Genomic DNA, 17,155 nt, shown 5'->3' on the forward strand with positions numbered 1-17,155 from the left:
GCCTGCACATCCGAGGCGTAATGGTTGCCTGCAATTGCAGGAGGCGGATTTTGATCCTGCATTTGTTCTTGATGTTGCCTTTGACGTTTGCATCCGCCTCTGCGGCCATGTTGGATGGGGGCTGCCCCTGCAGCCAGCCCCAAGCAGACAGGAACGCGCCGCTCTTCAATCCACCTACCCCGCTAGAATGTGCGCATGAAAGCCCTGCACTCCCTGTTCCTCGCCGCCGCCCTGGCGCCGGCCCTGCTGTCCGTCTCCGCCCCCGCACATGCCTGGGGCGCGCAAGGCCACCGCCTTGTCGCCGAAGTCGCCGACGCCCGCCTCAGCCCCGCCGCCCGCGCCGAAGTGGGCCGCCTGCTGGCCACCGAACCGGACGCCACGCTGGCCAGCATCGCGCCGTGGGCCGACCAGCTGCGCGCCAAGGACCCGGGCCTGGGCCGCCGCTCGGCCGGCTGGCACTACGTCAACATCGCCGAAGACAACTGCCATTACGAAGCACCGAAGCACTGCAAAAACGGCAACTGCATCGTCGAGGCCCTGAAGGCACAGAGCGCCATCCTCGGCGATCGCAGCCTGACCGACGGCGAGCGCCTGCAGGCGCTGAAGTTCGTGGTGCACCTGGTCGGCGATATCCACCAACCGATGCACGCCGGTTACGCCCACGACAAGGGCGGCAACGATTTCCAGCTGCAGTTCGGCAACCGCGGTACCAACCTGCACTCGCTGTGGGACAGCGGCATGCTCAATACCCGCAAGCTGGACGATGCGGGCTATCTGCCGCTGCTGCAGAGCCAGCGCGCGCCGAAGCTGGCGCGCCAGTCCAACCCGCAGCGCGACCCGCAGACGTGGGCCGAGGCCAGCTGCCGCATCTCCATGCAAGCTGGCGTTTATCCGGCCACGCGTAAAATCGGTGACGAATACACCGAACGCTACCGGCCGCTGGCCGAAGCGCAGCTGCGACTGGCCGGTGAGAACCTGGCGCAGTTGCTGAACCGCGTGCTCGGCACGCGCTGAGGAGAGTTCCGATGTCGGTCCAGGTGCAGTCGTTCTTCCACCGTGACAGCAACACCTTCAGCTACTTGGTCAGCGACCCGGCCAGCGGCGAGGCGGCGCTGATCGACCCGGTCCTGGACTACGACCCGGATACCGATGCCAGCAGTGAAGCGCCGTTGCAGGCCGCGTTGCAGGCCATCGAACAACAGGGCCTGCAGCTGCGCTGGCTGCTGGAAACCCATGCCCACGCCGACCATGTGTCGGCCGGGCGCCGGCTCAAGCAGCGCTTCCCGCAGGCCACGCTGGCCATCGGTGAAGGCATCCGCGCGGTGCAGGCCACGTTCGCACCGCGCTATGGCCTGCAGCTTCCCGCGGCCGATGAGATCTTCGACCACCTGTTCAGCGATGGCGAGACCTTCGCTTTGGGTGAACTGCGCTGCCAGGTGATCGCCGTGCCCGGCCACACCAGCGACAGCATCGCCTATCTGATCGACAATGCGCTGTTCACCGGCGACTCGCTGTTCATGCCCGACGGCGGCACTGCCCGCTGCGATTTCCCGGGCGGCGATGCCGCGCAGTTGTACCGCTCGATCCAGCGCCTGCTGGCCCTGCCCGATGCGACGCGCGTGTTTGTCTGCCACGACTACGGCCCCGGTGGCCGCGGGTTCGCCAACGAAACCACCATCGGCCAACAGCGCGCGCACAACATCCACGTGCACGACGGCGTAGCCGAGGCAGAGTTCGTCAGCGTGCGCCAGGCCCGCGATGCGACGCTGGAAGAACCGAAGCTGATGCAGCCCGCAGTGAAGGCCAACATCCAGGGCGGGGCCTGATCCACGCCGCTGCGCCCGCCGGGCATGGCCCGGCACTACCCCGGTCATCGCGAGCGATCATTTTCCCTGCGTGCGCACCACGTGCTGGCCCTTCACGATCTCGAAGGTAAAGGCATATTGCAGGGTGACGGCCACCGGTTCGACACGCTCGGCGCCCCGGCAGTCACCGCGATTGGCAGGCACCTTGCCGGCCGCGAAGTGGCAGACCGCTGCGGACGAGTACTTCCACATCGCCACGGCTTCCTGCGCTGCCTGCAGCAGGGGCGCATTCTCGCCCGCAGCACCTGCCGCGCACTCCGGGCGGTCGGTCAATGGCAGGCTGCGCTCGACGTCGCCGTTGGCATCAACCACCACCTGCAGGCAGATGGTGGTCGGCGCCAGTTCCGCGCGCGGGTCGCGATCACCGACCTCCGGTTCCGGTGCCGCGTACAGTTGCGGCATCCGGTAGCCCTCGGTCGCACCCAGCGAATACACCTGCAGCTGCCCACTGCCGCCGCCCGTCTGCGGCTGCAGGCGCTGGTGACCGACATTCTCGCTGCGGGTATCGACGGTGGTCAGGCGATCCTGGGTTGCACACCCCACCAGCAGCGCCGCCATCATCAACAGCGGCGCGGACTTCACTTCGCGTCCTCGGTGTCATCCATGGCGTAGGTGATCGGAATGCGTACGGCACCGGCCACCGGCTTGCCGTTCTTCACCGCGGGACGATAGGTCCAGCTGCGCGCGGCGGCGACGGAGACGGCGTCGAACACCCCCGGATTGGTCGCACTGAGTACCCGCACATCGGTCGGATGGCCCTGTGCATCCACTTCGATGCGCAGATTGACCACGCCTACCTGGCGTTGCTCGACGGCGGACTTCGGATAGGACGGCGGCGGCATCTTGTCCACCTGGATCGGCCGGTCCAACCCCGCCTTGGCCGCATCGTCCTGCGCATGTTCGAACGGCTCGACACCGATCCGGGTGCCACCGGCCGCACCGCCCTGGCTGGCCCATGCCACCGCCCCCATGCCCACACACAACCCGACCACCAGCACCTGCCCGGACACCCACGGCAATGCCTTCCGCTTGGACTGCTTCAACATGGCGATACGCTCCTTCAACACGGGTTGGCTGCGCCAATGGCAGACCGCGGGCGCAACCGGGTGGACCAGCTGCGCCTTCAGCAGCGTGCTGGCATAGAGGCCGCGCAGCGCAGGCTGCGGACCGATGGTGCGGGCATCGCAGGCCAATTCCTGATCGCGCAGGAAGCGGCGTGCCGCCCATGGCAGCAGCGGGTGGAACCAGAACACCGCGCGCGCCAGCAGCAGCGCGCCGTTGGCCCAGTGATCGCCATGGCGGCGATGGCTGCGCTCGTGCTGCAGGATCAGCCCCTGTTCCTGTGCGCTGAACTGCTGGTCGAATGCCGGACCGACCACGATGCGCGGCCGCCACAGGCCAACCAGCGCCGGCAGGCCGGGGTCGCCGCTGGCCTGCCAGCTGCCATCGGCGCGCGGCTTCAGTGGGCCCATCCGCCGTTCGAAACGACGCTGTGCGCGCAGGTCGCGCAGCAGGCACAGGCCCGTGCCCAATGCCCACAGCACCAGCAACAGCCCGGCCCATGGCAACGACGGCCCGTTCAGGGCATCGATGGCACCGGGCATCACTTTCAGCGGCAGCGTGGGCACCTGCTGCAACAACGCAACCTGCGGCAACGGCAGCATCAGTGCCACCAGCAGCATCGGCAGCAGCCACCAACTGCGGTAGGCCAGCCCCGCGCCGCCCATCCGCACCAGCAGCGGTCGCACTACTGCCAGCAGGACCGCGCCCACCGCCAGCCACAGGCTGGCCTGCCACAATCCGTCGAGCAGCTCAGTCATGGTCCAGCTCCTGGATCAGCTTCTTCAGTTCGGCGATGTCCTGCGCGCTCAACTGGCCGCGCTCGCTGAAGTGCGCGACCAGCGGCGCCACGCGCCCCTCGAAGACACGCCCGATGAAGTCCTGGCTCTGCGCCTCCACCCATGCCTGGCGCTGCAGCAGCGGCCGGTACAGGTAGCGCCGGCCATCGCGCTCGGCGGCGATCGCGCCCTTGGTCAGCAGGCGGTTGAGCAGGGTCTTGATGGTCGGCTCGGCCCAGTCGCGGTGGGCCAGCGCGGCGACCACTTCGTCGGCGCTACGCGGTGCCTGCTGCCACAGCACCTCCATCACAACGGCTTCGGCTTCGCTGATCGGGGTCATGGTTTACATCCGTAATCGACAGCCCGATTACCCGCGTAATCGAATCATCTGTCAAGCCCCTCGACTCCGGGTTCATCCCGGCTGCGCCAGCATCGATTCCTCCCGCCCCAGGCCCCGGATGAAAGCGCTGTCCAAGAAGGATTTCCCGGTCGAGCAGGCGCGCCGCTTCCTCGAACCCGGCCCGATCGTGCTGGTCAGTACCGCGTGGCAGGGCCAGCGCAACCTGATGACGATGGGCTGGCACATGGTGATGGGCTTTTCGCCGTCGCTGGTCGCCACCTACCTGTGGAATGAAAACCACAGCCATGCACTGGCCGTCAGTAGTGGCGAGTGCGTGATCAACGTACCCGGCGTGGAGCTGCTCGATACCGTGGTCGACATCGGCAACTGCAGCGGCCGCGAGGTCGACAAGTTCGCGCGTTTCGGGCTGGATGCAGTACCTGCGCGCGAGGTTGGCGCGCCGCTGGTCGGACAATGCCATTCGTGCTTCGAATGCCGTCTTTACGACGACAGCCAGGTGCAATCGAGCAACCTGTTCATCTGGGAAATCGTGCGTGCCCACGTCGCGCCACGGCCGAAGCTGCCGCGCACGGTGCATTACCGCGGCGATGGGCAGTTCATGGTGTCCGGCGCGGAAGTCTCGCGTCGACGGCGGTTCAAGCCCGACATGCTGTAATGCCAGCACTCCCCCATACGCAGGACCGCCCCGCATGACCGAACACGTCACCGACCTGGACGCCGCCGTCGACTGGTTGTTTGCGCGCGTGGACGGGCCGTTGCGGATCGGAGCACCGCTGGCGCTGGGCAAGCCGCACCGGCTGCTCAATGCCCTCTACGCACGCGTCGAGCACGACCCTTCGCGGCCGCTGCAGCTGTATACCGCACTGTCGCTGAATCCGCCGAAGGCGCGCGGCAACGGCCTGGAAGCGCGCTTCATGGCACCGTTCGCGCAGCGCCATTTCGGCGATGATTTCCCGCGCCTGGCCTATGCCGATGCGATCGCGCGCGACGCGTTGCCGGCACATGTGCAGGTGGAAGAGTTCTACATGCAGTCCGGCGCCCTGCTCGGTTCGCGGCAGGCGCAGTCCAGCTACACCAGCCTGAACTACACCCACGCCGCCGATGCGGTCGCCCAGCGCGCGCCGCAGGTGATCGTGCAGAAGGTGGCGATGCGGCCGGATGACCGTCGGCTGTCGTTGTCGTGCAACAACGACATCACCCAGGACACCCTGGATGCGATGACCGCGCGCGGCCTGCCGCGCCCATTGATGATCGCCGAGATCGATCCGCAGCTGCCCTATCTGGGCGGCTCGGCAACGGTCGATGTGTCGTTCTTCGATCTGGTGATCACTCCGCCACCGCCGTACCCGGCGCTGTTCGGGCTGCCGCGGCAGCCGGTCGGCGATGCCGACTACGCCATCGGCCTGTACGCCAGCACGCTGGTGCGCGACGGCGGCACCCTGCAGATCGGTATCGGCACGCTGGCCGATGCACTCAGCCATGCGCTTGTGCTGCGCCACACCGACAACGCCCGCTACCGCCGCGTGCTGCACGCGCTGGATCCGCAGCTGGCCAGCCACCCGCTGGTGCAGGAGATCGGCGGGCTGGATCCGTTCGAAGTGGGCCTGTACGGCTGCAGCGAGATGCTCAACGAGGGCTTCCGCCGGCTGGTGCAGACCGGGGTGATCAAGCGCAAGGTGCACGACGACCTGGCGCTGATGCAGCGCATCGAAAATGGCAGCACGCTGTCCATCGACCACGCCACCCTGGCCGCCGAGGGCGAGTACCTGCACGGCGCGTTCTACCTGGGCTCGCCGGAGTTCTACGAGTGGTTGCGCACGCTGCCGGAAGATGAATGCCGGGCGATCGGCATGCGCCGCATCAGCGAGATCAACCAGCTGTACGGTGGCAACGAGACGCTGGAACGCCTGCAGCGCCGGCACGCGCGCTTCTTCAACTCCTGCATGATGGCCACCGCGCTGGGCGCGGCGGTATCGGATGCGCTGGACGATGGACGCGTGGTGTCCGGCGTGGGCGGCCAGTACAACTTCGTGGCGATGGCACATGCCCTGCCGGAAGCGCGCAGCGTGCTGATGTTCCGCGCCGCGCGCGATGACAAGGGCCGGCGTGAATCCAACGTGCGCTGGAACTACGGCCACACCACCATCCCGCGCCACCTGCGCGACATCTACCTGAACGAGTACGGCATCGCCGACCTGCGCGGTCTGACCGACGAGGACTGCGTGCATGCGATGACCGCGATCACCGAAGCCCCGTTCCAGGGCGATCTGCTGCAGCAGGCACATGCCGCGCGCAAGCTGCTGGCGACCGCGCAACCGCACCCGGTGCGCCTGCAGCGCAATACGCCGCAGGCATTGGCGGCAGCGCTGGCACCGTTCCGCGCCGATGGCAGCCTGCCGGACTATCCGTTGGGCAGCGACTTCAACGAGATCGAGCAGGTGCTGGTGAAAGCGCTGGGTTGGCTGAAGGCCAACACGCAGACCCGCGGCGACAAGCTGCGTACCGTCTGGGCAGCGTTGCGGCAACCGGCCGGCGACGGCGATGCGGTGTACCTGCAGCGCATGGGCCTGCAGGCTCCGACGGATTTCGTAGAGCGCCTGGACGCGCGACTGCTGCGCCTGGCGCTGGCACGCACTGCCTGAGAAAAGGGGACGGAGGGGATCAAGTCGTTCATGCACAGACGACTTGATCCCCTCCGTCCCCTTCTTTATTCATGCATGGCGCGGATCTACTGTCCGATCCTCACTGCATCCTCAAGATACAGGCGGGCAATGGGCGGATGCTCTCGATGCTCGACCTGCCACAGGTCATAGGCCGCCTGCATCGCCAGCCACATACGAGCACTGCCGAGGCCCGCAAGTTCAAGACGGTACGCGAGTTCAGCAGAGATGCCGGCGTGCCCGTTGATGATGGTCGACAGCTGTCCACGGGAATAACCAAGGTGCTGCGCCAGCGCACTGATGGACATGCTGATCGCCGGCAGGATGTCTTCGCGCAGCGATTCTCCTGGATGCGGCGGATCATGCAACGGCATCGAGCAGACTCCTAGTGGTAATCAAGGTAATCGACCAGTTCGACGTCGAGCCCACGAAAGCGGAACACCAATCGCCAACTCGCCGAGACATTCACAGCCCAGTAGCCGCTATAGCTTCCGTGCAGGGGATGCAGGCGATTTCCGGGCAGCCCCATGTCTCCAGGCAGCCGGGCTTGATCCAACTGCAGAAGCAAACGCCGCAACCGAGCCACATGATCGGCACGGACTCCGGAAATGTCGCCCCGCTCATAGAGCGCCTTCAGGCCCTTATGCCTGAAGCTGACGATCATGCAGCACCAGTGTAAGGCTACACCTTACACTCCGCAAATCCAGTATAGGTTTCTGCGCCGCGCTTGTTGACCATTTTTACTATTGAGGTTGTCTCGGCAGACTCTCCTTTTCGCAAGGAACGCAGGCCAGATGAAGAGGCCAACGCGACAGCGGCGCCGTCGGGCGGAACACGCCGTCCCCTTTTCTCGTCCACGCATGGCGTGGATCTACCCAGGAAAACGAGAAAGGCCGGCTTGCGCCGGCCTTTCCTTCATCACGCTGCGATGCTGCTTACAGCGCCTTGGCAGCTTCCACCACGTGGGCGGTGGTGATGCCGAAGTGCTTGTACAGCTGGTCGGCCGGGGCCGAGGCACCGAAGGTGTCAATGCCGATCACTGCACCGTCCAGGCCGACGAACTGGCGCCAGAAGCCGGTGACGCCGGCTTCCACGGCCACGCGCTTGCGCACGGCGTTCGGCAGCACCGATTCACGGTAGGCCGCATCCTGGCGCAGGAACACGTCGGTGGACGGCATCGAGACCACGCGGGTCTTGAGGCCGGCCGCATCCAGCTGGGCCTTGGCTTCAGTGGCCAGCGAAACTTCCGAACCGGTGGCGATCAGGATCACGTCCGGAGTGCCGGCGGCATCGGCCAGCACGTACCCACCGCGCTCGATCTGGGCGATCTGCTCGGCGTTGCGCGGCTGGTGCGGCAGGTTCTGGCGGCTGAACACCAGGCAGCTCGGGCCGTCCTGGCGGGTGATCGCGGCCTTCCAGCTCACCGCCGACTCGACCGCATCGCACGGACGCCACACGTCGTTGTTCGGGATGTAGCGCAGCGAAGCCAGGTGCTCCACCGGCTGGTGGGTCGGGCCGTCTTCGCCCAGGCCGATCGAGTCGTGGGTATAGACGTGGATGGCGTGGGCCGGGATCAGCGCGCTCATGCGCACGCCGTTGCGGGCGTAGTCGCTGAACACCAGGAAGGTGGCGTCGAACGGAATGAAGCCACCGTGCAGGGCCAGGCCATTGGCAATGGCGGTCATGCCGAACTCGCGCACGCCGTAGTACACGTAGTTGGCGTTGGCGTCGTCGCTGGCGACCGACTTGCTGCCCTTCCACAGGGTCAGGTTGGAGTGCGCCAGGTCGGCCGAGCCGCCGACGATTTCCGGCAACAGCGGGGCATAGGCTTCAATGGCCAGCTGCGAGGCCTTGCGCGAGGCGATCGTCGGGCCTTCAGCCGCCACCTGGGCGATGTAGGCATCGGCCTTGGCAACGAAGTCGGCCGGCAGTTCGCCGTGCGAACGACGGGTCAGTTCGGCGGCCTCGCCCGGGTACTGGCTGGCGTACTTGTCGAACAGCTGTTCCCACTCGGCCTGGCGCAGGGTGCCGGCGCCATTGGCGCGCCAGCCGTCGTAGATCGCCTGCGGGATCTCGAACGGACCGTACTCCCAGCCCAGCTGCTTGCGGGTGGCTTCCAGTTCGTCCTTGCCCAGCGGTGCGCCGTGGCTGGATTCCTTGCCCGCCTTGTTCGGCGAACCAAAACCAATGGTGGTACGGCAGCAGATCAGGGTCGGCTTGTCGCTCTGCGACAGCGCGGCCTCGATGCCGGCCTTGATGCTTTCCGGGTCGTGGCCATCGACGTCACGGACCACGTTCCAGCCATAGGCTTCGAAACGCTCCGGGGTGTTGTCGGTGAACCAGCCCTCGACGTTGCCGTCGATGGAGATGTGGTTGTTGTCCCAGAAGCAGACCAGCTTGTGCAGGCCCCAGGTACCGGCCAGCGACGCCGCTTCATGCGACACGCCTTCCATCAGGCAGCCATCGCCCATGAACACCCAGGTGCGGTGGTCGACCACTTCCAGCTCCGGGCGGTTGAAGCGCTGTGCCAGCAGCTTTTCGGCCAGGGCGAAGCCCACGGCGTTGGCGAAACCCTGGCCCAGCGGGCCGGTGGTGGTTTCCACGCCCGGGGTCTCATGGCGTTCCGGGTGGCCGGCGGTGTGGCTCCCCAGCTGGCGGAACAGCTTCAGCTGCTCGATCGGCAGGTCGTAACCGCTCAGGTGCAGCAGCGCGTACTGCAGCATCGAACCGTGGCCGTTGGACAGCACGAAACGGTCGCGGTTGAACCAGTGCGGATTGCTCGGGTTATGGCGGAGGTAGTCGTTCCAGAGGACTTCGGCGATGTCGGCCATGCCCATGGGCATGCCGGGGTGGCCGGACTTTGCGGTTTCAACCGCATCGGCGGCAAGGAAGCGGATGGCGTTGGCCAACTGGCGACGGGTAGGCTGCGTCATGGTTCTGTCGGAATCGGGAGGCGGCCGCGGACGTGCGGGCGGCCTATTGTCCCATAGTCGCCGGGCGGGGGGTCAGTTCACCTTGCCCGGTCGTGCCGGCCGCTGGCCGGCACTTTCATGATCTCCGCCGGATTCCGCATGTGAAAAGGGGTCGGATACCTTTCCCTGCGGAAAGGAATCCGACCCCGATCAGGTCGCCAGCAGTGGCCTTGGACTCAGTCCTGGTGGGGCGTAAGCGCCGGGCCGTCGTGGGACTCGCCCTTGGCCACCAGGGTGGTCAGGGCCAGGTCGCCGGTCACATTCAGCGCGGTACGGCACATGTCCAGGAAGTGGTTCACGCCCAGGATCAGGCCGATGCCCAGCGGGTTCACGCCCACCATCGCGCAGATCATCGCCACCACCGGCAGCGAGCCCGACGGCACGCCGGCCGTGCCGATGCCACCGAGGATGCAGACCGCCATCACCATGATCTGCTGGCCGATACTCAGGTCCACGCCAAAGAACTGGGCCAGGAAAATCACCGTCACGCCCTCGAACAGCGCAGTGCCGTTCTGGTTGGCGGTAGCGCCCACGGTCAGCACGAAGCGCGACACGCGCTGCGGCAGGCCCATCTGGTCGGCCACGCGCAGCGCGGTCGGCAGGGTGGCGTTGCTGGAGGCGGTGGAGAACGCCATCACCGTCGCTTCCTGGGTATCGCGGAAGAACGACAGCGGCGAGCGGCCGGACAGCCACACGGCGGTGCCGTAGGTCACGATCATGTGCAGGCCCAGCGCCAGCACCACCACGCCCACGTAGGCGCCCAGGCGGATGATCAGCTCGAAGCCGAACAGCGCGGCCAGGTTGAACATGAAGCAGGCCACCGCATACGGGGCCAGGCGGATGACCAGGTTGATCAGGGTCATCGAGATTTCGAACACGCCTTCGATGGCGCGGCGCAGCGGTGCGACCTTCTCGTTGTCGGTCAGCACCATGCCGATGCCGAACATCAGCGCGAAGAACATCAGCGACAGGATCGCACCGTTGTCCGATGCAGCCTGCAGCACGTTGCTCGGCACGATCGACAGCAGCATGTCCATGCCCTTCGGCGTGCCATGGATGCCAGCAACGATTTCCTTGCTGCGCTCGGCGTTCTCCGACAGCATCATCGCGGCGACCTGCGGGTCGACGCCGGCACCCGGCTTGAGCAGGTTGACCAGCACCAGGCCGATGCCCACGGCGATGCCGGACAGCAGCACGGTGTAGGCGAGGGTCTTCCAGCCGATGCGGCCGAGGGCGCGGATGTCGCCCATCTCCGACACGCCCATGATCAGCGCCGAGAAGATCAGCGGCACGATCAGCATGAAGATCAGGTTGAGGAACAGGCCCGACGCCGGGGTGGTGATGTAGTCCATTACCCACTTGGCACCGGCCTGCAGACCATCGACGCTGCCACCCAGGGCGTGCACGATCAGTCCCAGGATCAGGCCGATCGCAAAGCCGATGCCCATCTTCCAATGCAGGGGCAACTTCTTCTTGTCGGCAGCAGCTGCTGTCATGCGCGGGTTTCCTCGAAAAATGAATGCACTCTAACAAAGCGCGCAAGCGGCGCCGGTTCAGGTTCGCCGCGGCGGATACAGCGGCGCCAGGCCAGTGTCAGCGGTGATCGCCGCCGCCGACCAGTGCGGTCCGTCACGGAAGACCCCGCGCAGGCGCGTGCGCAGCGGCGCCAGATCACCCTGCCCGCCCCAGCGGGCCTGTTGCAGGTCCTGCAGCACCTGGCACTGGGCCGGGTCATCCAACCGCGCGATGACCTGCTCGATGCGTTCAACGCCGCCCATCGCGCATAGCTGAGCTTCTACCTGATCGAAGCCTTCACCATCCAGCGCGCGGCGCAGTTCGGCCAGGCCGGCACGTCCAGTCGCCACAGCCGGCACAGCCCCCCTGCCCGCCTCAGGCGTCGCCACGCGCGGGCGACGGCCACGCTGCCAGCCCCACAGCAGGGTCAGCAGCCACAGCAGCGCCAGGCCGATGGCGGCGCCCATCCATGGCCATGGGCGTTCTGCCAGGCCACTGGCGCGCGGATCGGTGGCCGCGATACGGCTGTCCTGGCGATCGCTGCCGGGCAGCGCGGCATCGGTATCGATTGGCGGCAGCGGCGCAGGTGAAGCACTGCCACGGCCATTACCGGCTGCGACGGCGAGTGCCAGGTCCGGCAGCTTCGCGTCCTGTGGCTTGCCCGCACGAACATCCCACCACGGCAGGCGCGGCCCCGGCACCACCAGCGAACCCGGCTGGCGCGGCACGATCGAATAACGGCGGGTGATCTTCAGGCGCGGCGTGCTGCCGTTGAAGGTCTCTTCGTACTGCGCCGGTTCGGCGAACACCTGTGCGGCGCTGCCGACGTCGGGCACCGGCAGGTCGGTGAACTGCGCGCGGGTGGCACCGTCGGCAATCGCCTCGACCACCACGTTGGCCGCCTCACCGGTACGTGCGCTGGTCGGTGCACTGGTGTAGCGCAGCTGCAGGCCCTGCAGCGGCAGCCACGGCTGCGGGGCCTGTGCCGGCTGTGCCTGTACCTGCAACGTGCGGTCGGCGCCGGTGGCATTCATCCGCCCGTCGCCGCCGCCAAAGAAGTCGTCGAAGAAGCCACCGGCACTGCGCCCACTGAAACGCGCACCGGCCAGCCGAAGTGCACCGCTGCGCTCAGGAATCAGCAGGAAGCGCCGCTCGACCACGTTGTAGCGGCGGCCATTGACCTGCCGCACATCGGTGCGGTCATCGCCCACCCGCTGCAACGACGCACCGGCCGGGGTATCCAGCACCAGTTCGCCGGAGGCCAGCTGCGAAGCGAAATACAACCGCACCACCACGCCTACGCTCTGCTGCACATACGGCGTCTCGTCATCGACGACGGTTTCGATGAAGGCCACTGCGTTGCTGTCGGGGCCGGCCACGGCAGCGGCATCCACCTGCAGGGTCAACGGCGCAGTACGTACGCTGCCCACCTGCAGGCCCGGCACCACCAGTGCACCGCTACGCCGCGGCGTGAGTGCCACGCCATACAGATTGCGCTGCTGCATGCTGCCATTGCTCCACTCCACCTGACGGCTGCTGGTCTGGCCGCTGAGATCGAAGTCGGTACGCAACGGCGTGAAGTCTGGCGCGCCCTGATCGCTCTCGACATTGAGGGTGACCGTGTCGCCCATCGCGATGCGGTCGCGGTCCAGCCACGCGCGCGGCTGCGCCCACGCCAGCAGCGGCAGCCACAGCAGTAGTGCCGCCAACACCTGCAGCGGCCAGCGCCCGTGCATGTTCGTCGCCCGCGTCATCGCCCTTCCCTCTTCCTGCGTTCGTTTTCCAGCTGGAACTTGGCCCGCAGCAATGCGCCCGGATCATCCGGTACGCGCCGCATCCACGCCTCCACCGCCTGTTGCTCCTCGCGTTGGCGCGGGGTGGTGCCGTCGCTGCCTGGCACGGGCTTGCCATCCTGTTCGCCCTTGCCCTCACGTGCCTGCTGCATTGCCTGCTGCATGCGCTGGCGCTGCTGCTCATCCGCCTGGGCCTGTGCCTTGGCATCCTCCACCTGTGGTGGCGCCTGCTGTCCATCGCGCCCGCGCTCGCCGGGCTGCGGGCTCGACGGGTTCTTGTCGTCACCGGGCTTGGGCTGCCCCTGCTGGCCCGGTTGCGGCTGGCCCTGGCCGGGATTCTGCTGGCCCTGCTGCGGCTGCTGGCCCTGCGGATTCTGCTGCCCCTGGCCGTTCTGCGGTGGCTTCTGCTGATCCTGGCCCTTGCCACCCGACTGCTTGCGCTTGCGCGCGGCATCGACCACGGCGCGGTTGGCGACCGCGTCGGCCATGCCGGGATGCAGCGCCAGCGCGCGGTCGTAGGCGGCAATGGCTTCGTCGTAGTTGCCTTGGCGGGCCAGTGCATTGGCCAGGTTGTACCAGCCCGCATCGCTGTCGATGCCCTCGAACTGCTTGCGGGCACTGGCGAAATCGCCATTGCGGTACGCCTGCGCACCTTCGGCCAGACGCTGGTGCTGCACCTGGTCGGCGCGCTTCCACAGTGTGCCCTTCACAGGCGGTGAAGCCGGCACGGCGGGTGCCTGCGCCTGCACATCACTCATCCACGGCAGCAGGCCCACCGCCAGCACCGCCGCCAGCAGCGCGCGGCGGCGGAAGGCCAGCAGCGCCAGCAGCATCACCGGTGGCAGCAGCCAGAACCCTTCATCACGCCATTGCTTGCCCTCGCCGGGCCGCTGCGCCGCAGTACCTTCGCGTGCATCCAGTACACCCAGTGCGCGCAGATCACTGTCATCGGCGGCGATGCGGGCATAGCGGCCACCACCGGCCGTAGCCACCGCACGCAGGCTGCCTTCATCCAGCGTGGCCTGGCGGATCTGCCCACTGCCATCCCGGTACGCCGCACCGGCAGATGTGCCCAGGCCCAGTACCGACACCTGCAGGCCGAGGCTGCGCGCCTGCGCGGCGGCCAGTGCCGCTTCATCATCCGCCTGATCGCTGACCAGCAGGATCTGCCCCCGCAATGCCCCGATCTGGCGCATCAACCGCGTCGCCCAGTCGATACCGCGGTCGGCACGCTGGCCGTCGCGTGGCATCACATCCGGCGACAACGCGTCCAGATACAGCGCAACGTTGCTGCCGTCGTCGGTCAGCGGCGCCACGGTGTAGGCATCCTCGGCGTAGACCACCAGGCCCACCTGTCCGCCCTGGCGGGCACGCAGCAGCTCACCCACTTTCGCCCGGGCCTGCAGCAGGCGCGACGGCGGCAGGTCGGTGGCATTGATCCGGCTGGACAGATCCAGCACGACCAGCAGCGGTGCGCTGGCCTGGAACATCGGCTGTGCCTGCTGGCGCCAGCTCGGCCCGGCCATGGCCAGCGAGGCCAGCGTCCAGCCCAGCAGCACGGCCCAGGGCAGGCGTGCACGGCGGCGCGTGCCCGCAGCCAGCAGATGCGGCAACAGGTGGGCATCGACTGCTGTTCGCCACACATCGCTGCGCCGCTGCCGGTACAACGCCAGCGCGAGGATCAGCGGCAATGCCAGCAAGGCCCACAGCCAATCCGGGCGCAGGAAGTGCAGCGCATTCCAGTCGGGAAGATGGGATGCCAACGCGATCATCGGCGGCGCTCCGGCCACACCCATGCCAACGCACCCAGCAACAACGCCAGGCCCAACGGCCAGGCATAGCGCTCCTCGCGCGGTCGCAGGCTTGGCCCCTTCGCCGCGATCGGCTCCAGCCGGTCCAGTTCGGCGTAGATGCCGGCCAGCTGCGCGGTATCGCGGGCGCGGAAGAACTGGCCACCGGTCATGCTGGCAATCTTTTTCAACGTGGCCTCGTCGACCGGATCCTGGTCGGCGGAAATGGGAATGCCGAACAGGCGCATGCTGCCATCGCCACCAAACGCGACGGTGTGGATGCGTACACCTTCGGCGCGGGCCACTTCCGCCGCACGCAGCGGCTCCAGCACCCCGGCGTTGCTGACGCCGTCGGTCAGCAGGATCAGCACGCGCTGCCCCTCCGGTTGGCTGCGCAGGCGTTTCACTGCCAGGCCGATGGCATCACCGATGGCCGTCTCGCGCCCGGCCAGGCCGACCACGCTGTCGCGCAGCTGGTCGCGCACGCTGGCCAGATCGGCAGTAAGCGGCGTAAGCGTGTAGGCGCGGTCGCCGAAGATCAGCAGGCCGATGCGATCACCGGCACGACGATCAAGGAAATCGGCGAGCACGGCCTTGGCCGCGGTCAGGCGATCCACCGCCTGCCCGCCCAGCACCATGTCGCCCTCGCCCATGCTGCCGGACACGTCCATCGCCAGCATCATCTGCCGGCCCTGCTGCGGCGGGGTGATGGCCTCGCCCAACTGCTGCGGGCGCGTGAGTGCGATGCACAGCGCGCACCAGCCCAGCCACAACAGCAGCGTGTGCAGCCACGACACATCGACGCGGCCGCCACCGGCCAGCGCTTCCAGTTCCGTCGCTGCATAGGGCACGCGCAGCGCAGCGCCGGGGTCGGCACGACGCTTCCACCAGCGCATCAGCAACGGCAACGGCAGCGCCAGCAGGGCCAGCGGCCACGCCAGCTGCAGATCCGGCCATGGCCAGTAACTTGCCAGCAGGTTCATCGGCGGCGCTCCAGCAGCATGGCCAGGTAGCGCTCGCGCGCCCAGCTGCGCAGCGCCGCCACATCGTTGGCGTCCACCCGCGGGCGATAGGCACCTTCGGCCAGCAGACTGCGACGTGCCGCGGGCAGCGTGCCTTCCGGATCCACGCGCTGCCACCAGGCGTCATCGCGCAGGGACTCACTGCCGGGCTGTGCCTGGCGTGCAGCGCGACGCAGCAGCCCTGCGATCGCCGCCAGTTCGGCAGCCGCATCGGCGGTGGTTGCCAGCTCCTGATCAAACAGCTGCAACCAGCGCTGGCGGCGTCGGCGGCGCTGCCACCACAGGAAGGCCATCGCCACCAGCAACAGCAGCACCACGCCGCCGATCATCAGATAGCCCGGTGCCGGTGGCCACCACGATGGGGCCGGCGGCAGCTGCACATCGCGCAGCGGCAGGTTCGCGCTCATGCCGGCACCTCGGTGGGCGATGGTGCCAGCCAGGTGTCGCTGGGCGCATCGGAGGACAGCACCTGTACGTCGACGCGGCGCGCGCCGAGCTGGCGCCGCAGTTCCTGCAGCGGCTCGACAAAATGCGCCTGCCAGTGCGCCTGCACTTCGCTGCGGCGCAGGTCGAGGCCGATGCGCTGGTGCAGGGTCTGGAACTGCAGCGCGGCCGACGGAGGCTGCAGTTCCAATGGATCGACCAGCAGCACCAGGCTGAGGTCATGGTGCTGGGCCAACGCGCTCCAGCGCGCAGGCGGAATACGGATGGCCTGCTGCGGATCGGCCAGCACCAGCACACGTGCACCGGGGCGCAGGACGCGACCGGCATGGTCCAGCGCGCGTTCCAGGCCAAGGTCATCGGCCGGGGGCTGCGCATACCAGCGGGTGAGCGCATCCAGCACGCGCAGCACGCCGCGCGGGCCTCCTGCCGGTGCGATCGGTGGTTCACGGTCGCTGCCACGCAGGGCTCCGATGCGATCGCCACGACGTTGCGCCGACCACGCGGCGACGGCGCCTGCACGTGCGGCCTGCACCGATTTGAAGCGCACGCGGGTGCCGAAGTACAGGGCCGGCGAGGTATCGGCCACGATCAGGCTGACCCGCTCGCGTTCGGCCTGGAACAGTTTGGTGTGGGCACGACCGGTCCGTGCGGTCACCCGCCAGTCGATATGCCGCGCATCATCACCGGCCACGTACTCGCGTGACTCGGCATATTCCATGCCACGCCCACGCAGCGGTGACGGCGCCTGCCCGGCGTTGCCGGCACGGCCACGGCGTGGCGGCGGCGGACGCTGTGCAAGGCGGCGCAGCGCCACCAGTTCGGACAGCTGCGGGCGCAGCCCGTCACCGTCGCTGACGGAGGAGGCGTGGTCCAGGGATGGATCGGTCATGCGCAG

16 protein-coding genes are annotated in these 17,155 nt (G+C 67.6%); 4 read left to right on the forward strand and 12 right to left on the reverse strand.

What is annotated here, in order from left to right; genetic code table 11:
- The first annotated feature begins 195 nt into the window (after window positions 1-195).
- Window positions 196-1,014: a S1/P1 nuclease gene (locus N5D45_RS16905; RefSeq protein ID WP_164193057.1), complete on the forward strand. Its 819-nt coding sequence runs from the start codon at window positions 196-198 to the stop codon at window positions 1,012-1,014.
- 11 nt (window positions 1,015-1,025) lie between these two features.
- Window positions 1,026-1,826, forward strand: coding sequence for an MBL fold metallo-hydrolase (locus N5D45_RS16910; RefSeq protein ID WP_109814403.1), 801 nt, complete (start codon window positions 1,026-1,028; stop codon window positions 1,824-1,826).
- Window positions 1,827-1,883: 57 nt separating this feature from the next.
- Here the strand turns inward: N5D45_RS16910 and N5D45_RS16915 are convergent, their stop codons facing one another.
- The 3 genes from N5D45_RS16915 to N5D45_RS16925 are packed head-to-tail and all read right to left on the reverse strand — an operon-like array spanning window position 1,884 to window position 4,043.
- A complete protein-coding gene (locus tag N5D45_RS16915; RefSeq protein ID WP_164193053.1) occupies window positions 1,884-2,447 on the reverse strand; it encodes a hypothetical protein in 564 nt (187 codons plus the stop codon).
- On the reverse strand, window positions 2,444-3,685 hold the full coding sequence (locus N5D45_RS16920) for a TonB family protein (protein ID WP_164193051.1): 1,242 nt from the start codon (window positions 3,683-3,685) through the stop codon (window positions 2,444-2,446). Before N5D45_RS16920 ends, N5D45_RS16915 begins: the two co-directional genes overlap by 4 nt.
- On the reverse strand, window positions 3,678-4,043 hold the full coding sequence (locus N5D45_RS16925) for a BlaI/MecI/CopY family transcriptional regulator (protein ID WP_012481135.1): 366 nt from the start codon (window positions 4,041-4,043) through the stop codon (window positions 3,678-3,680). The genes N5D45_RS16920 and N5D45_RS16925 overlap by 8 nt, the downstream gene beginning before the upstream one ends.
- 118 nt (window positions 4,044-4,161) lie before the next feature.
- Between N5D45_RS16925 and N5D45_RS16930 the strand changes: the two genes are divergently transcribed.
- Together N5D45_RS16930 and N5D45_RS16935 are read left to right on the forward strand one after the other, a co-directional pair.
- On the forward strand, window positions 4,162-4,719 hold the full coding sequence (locus N5D45_RS16930) for a flavin reductase family protein (RefSeq protein WP_019660006.1): 558 nt from the start codon (window positions 4,162-4,164) through the stop codon (window positions 4,717-4,719).
- A gap of 34 nt (window positions 4,720-4,753) precedes the next feature.
- Window positions 4,754-6,706, forward strand: coding sequence for an acetyl-CoA hydrolase/transferase C-terminal domain-containing protein (locus N5D45_RS16935; protein WP_279939321.1), 1,953 nt, complete (start codon window positions 4,754-4,756; stop codon window positions 6,704-6,706).
- Window positions 6,707-6,792: 86 nt separating this feature from the next.
- On the opposite strand, the gene N5D45_RS16940 is transcribed toward N5D45_RS16935, so the two are convergent.
- From N5D45_RS16940 to N5D45_RS16980, 9 genes are all read right to left on the reverse strand, one after another.
- Window positions 6,793-7,098 (reverse strand): HigA family addiction module antitoxin, encoded by a 306-nt coding sequence (locus N5D45_RS16940; protein ID WP_010484074.1) that lies wholly within the window; start codon window positions 7,096-7,098, stop codon window positions 6,793-6,795.
- An 11-nt stretch (window positions 7,099-7,109) separates the two neighbouring features.
- Window positions 7,110-7,388 carry a type II toxin-antitoxin system RelE/ParE family toxin gene (locus N5D45_RS16945; RefSeq protein ID WP_010484073.1) on the reverse strand — a complete coding sequence of 93 codons (279 nt, stop codon included), beginning with the start codon at window positions 7,386-7,388 and terminating at the stop codon, window positions 7,110-7,112.
- A 271-nt stretch (window positions 7,389-7,659) separates the two neighbouring features.
- A complete protein-coding gene (gene tkt, locus N5D45_RS16950) occupies window positions 7,660-9,657 on the reverse strand; it encodes a transketolase (protein ID WP_010484072.1) in 1,998 nt (665 codons plus the stop codon).
- 215 nt (window positions 9,658-9,872) lie between these two features.
- A complete protein-coding gene (locus tag N5D45_RS16955; protein ID WP_043403118.1) occupies window positions 9,873-11,192 on the reverse strand; it encodes a dicarboxylate/amino acid:cation symporter in 1,320 nt (439 codons plus the stop codon).
- A 57-nt stretch (window positions 11,193-11,249) separates the two neighbouring features.
- Entirely contained in the window at window positions 11,250-12,965 is a 1,716-nt protein-coding gene (locus N5D45_RS16960) for a BatD family protein (RefSeq protein ID WP_164193045.1), read from the reverse strand.
- Window positions 12,962-14,776 (reverse strand): tetratricopeptide repeat protein, encoded by a 1,815-nt coding sequence (locus N5D45_RS16965; protein WP_164193043.1) that lies wholly within the window; start codon window positions 14,774-14,776, stop codon window positions 12,962-12,964. The genes N5D45_RS16960 and N5D45_RS16965 overlap by 4 nt, the downstream gene beginning before the upstream one ends.
- Complete coding sequence (locus N5D45_RS16970) at window positions 14,773-15,777, reverse strand: VWA domain-containing protein (RefSeq protein ID WP_057502235.1); 1,005 nt, start codon at window positions 15,775-15,777, stop codon at window positions 14,773-14,775. The genes N5D45_RS16965 and N5D45_RS16970 overlap by 4 nt, the downstream gene beginning before the upstream one ends.
- Window positions 15,774-16,223, reverse strand: a complete 450-nt coding sequence (locus N5D45_RS16975; protein ID WP_010484068.1) for a DUF4381 family protein — start codon at window positions 16,221-16,223, stop codon at window positions 15,774-15,776. The genes N5D45_RS16970 and N5D45_RS16975 overlap by 4 nt, the downstream gene beginning before the upstream one ends.
- The gene (locus N5D45_RS16980) at window positions 16,220-17,149 is read right to left on the reverse strand and encodes a DUF58 domain-containing protein (protein ID WP_126560746.1); all 930 of its coding nucleotides are present in this window, start codon (window positions 17,147-17,149) and stop codon (window positions 16,220-16,222) included. Before N5D45_RS16980 ends, N5D45_RS16975 begins: the two co-directional genes overlap by 4 nt.
- Window positions 17,150-17,155: the final 6 nt, after the last annotated feature.

Source organism: Stenotrophomonas sp. GD03819 (assembly GCF_029841665.1).
Lineage (GTDB): Bacteria > Pseudomonadota > Gammaproteobacteria > Xanthomonadales > Xanthomonadaceae > Stenotrophomonas > Stenotrophomonas geniculata.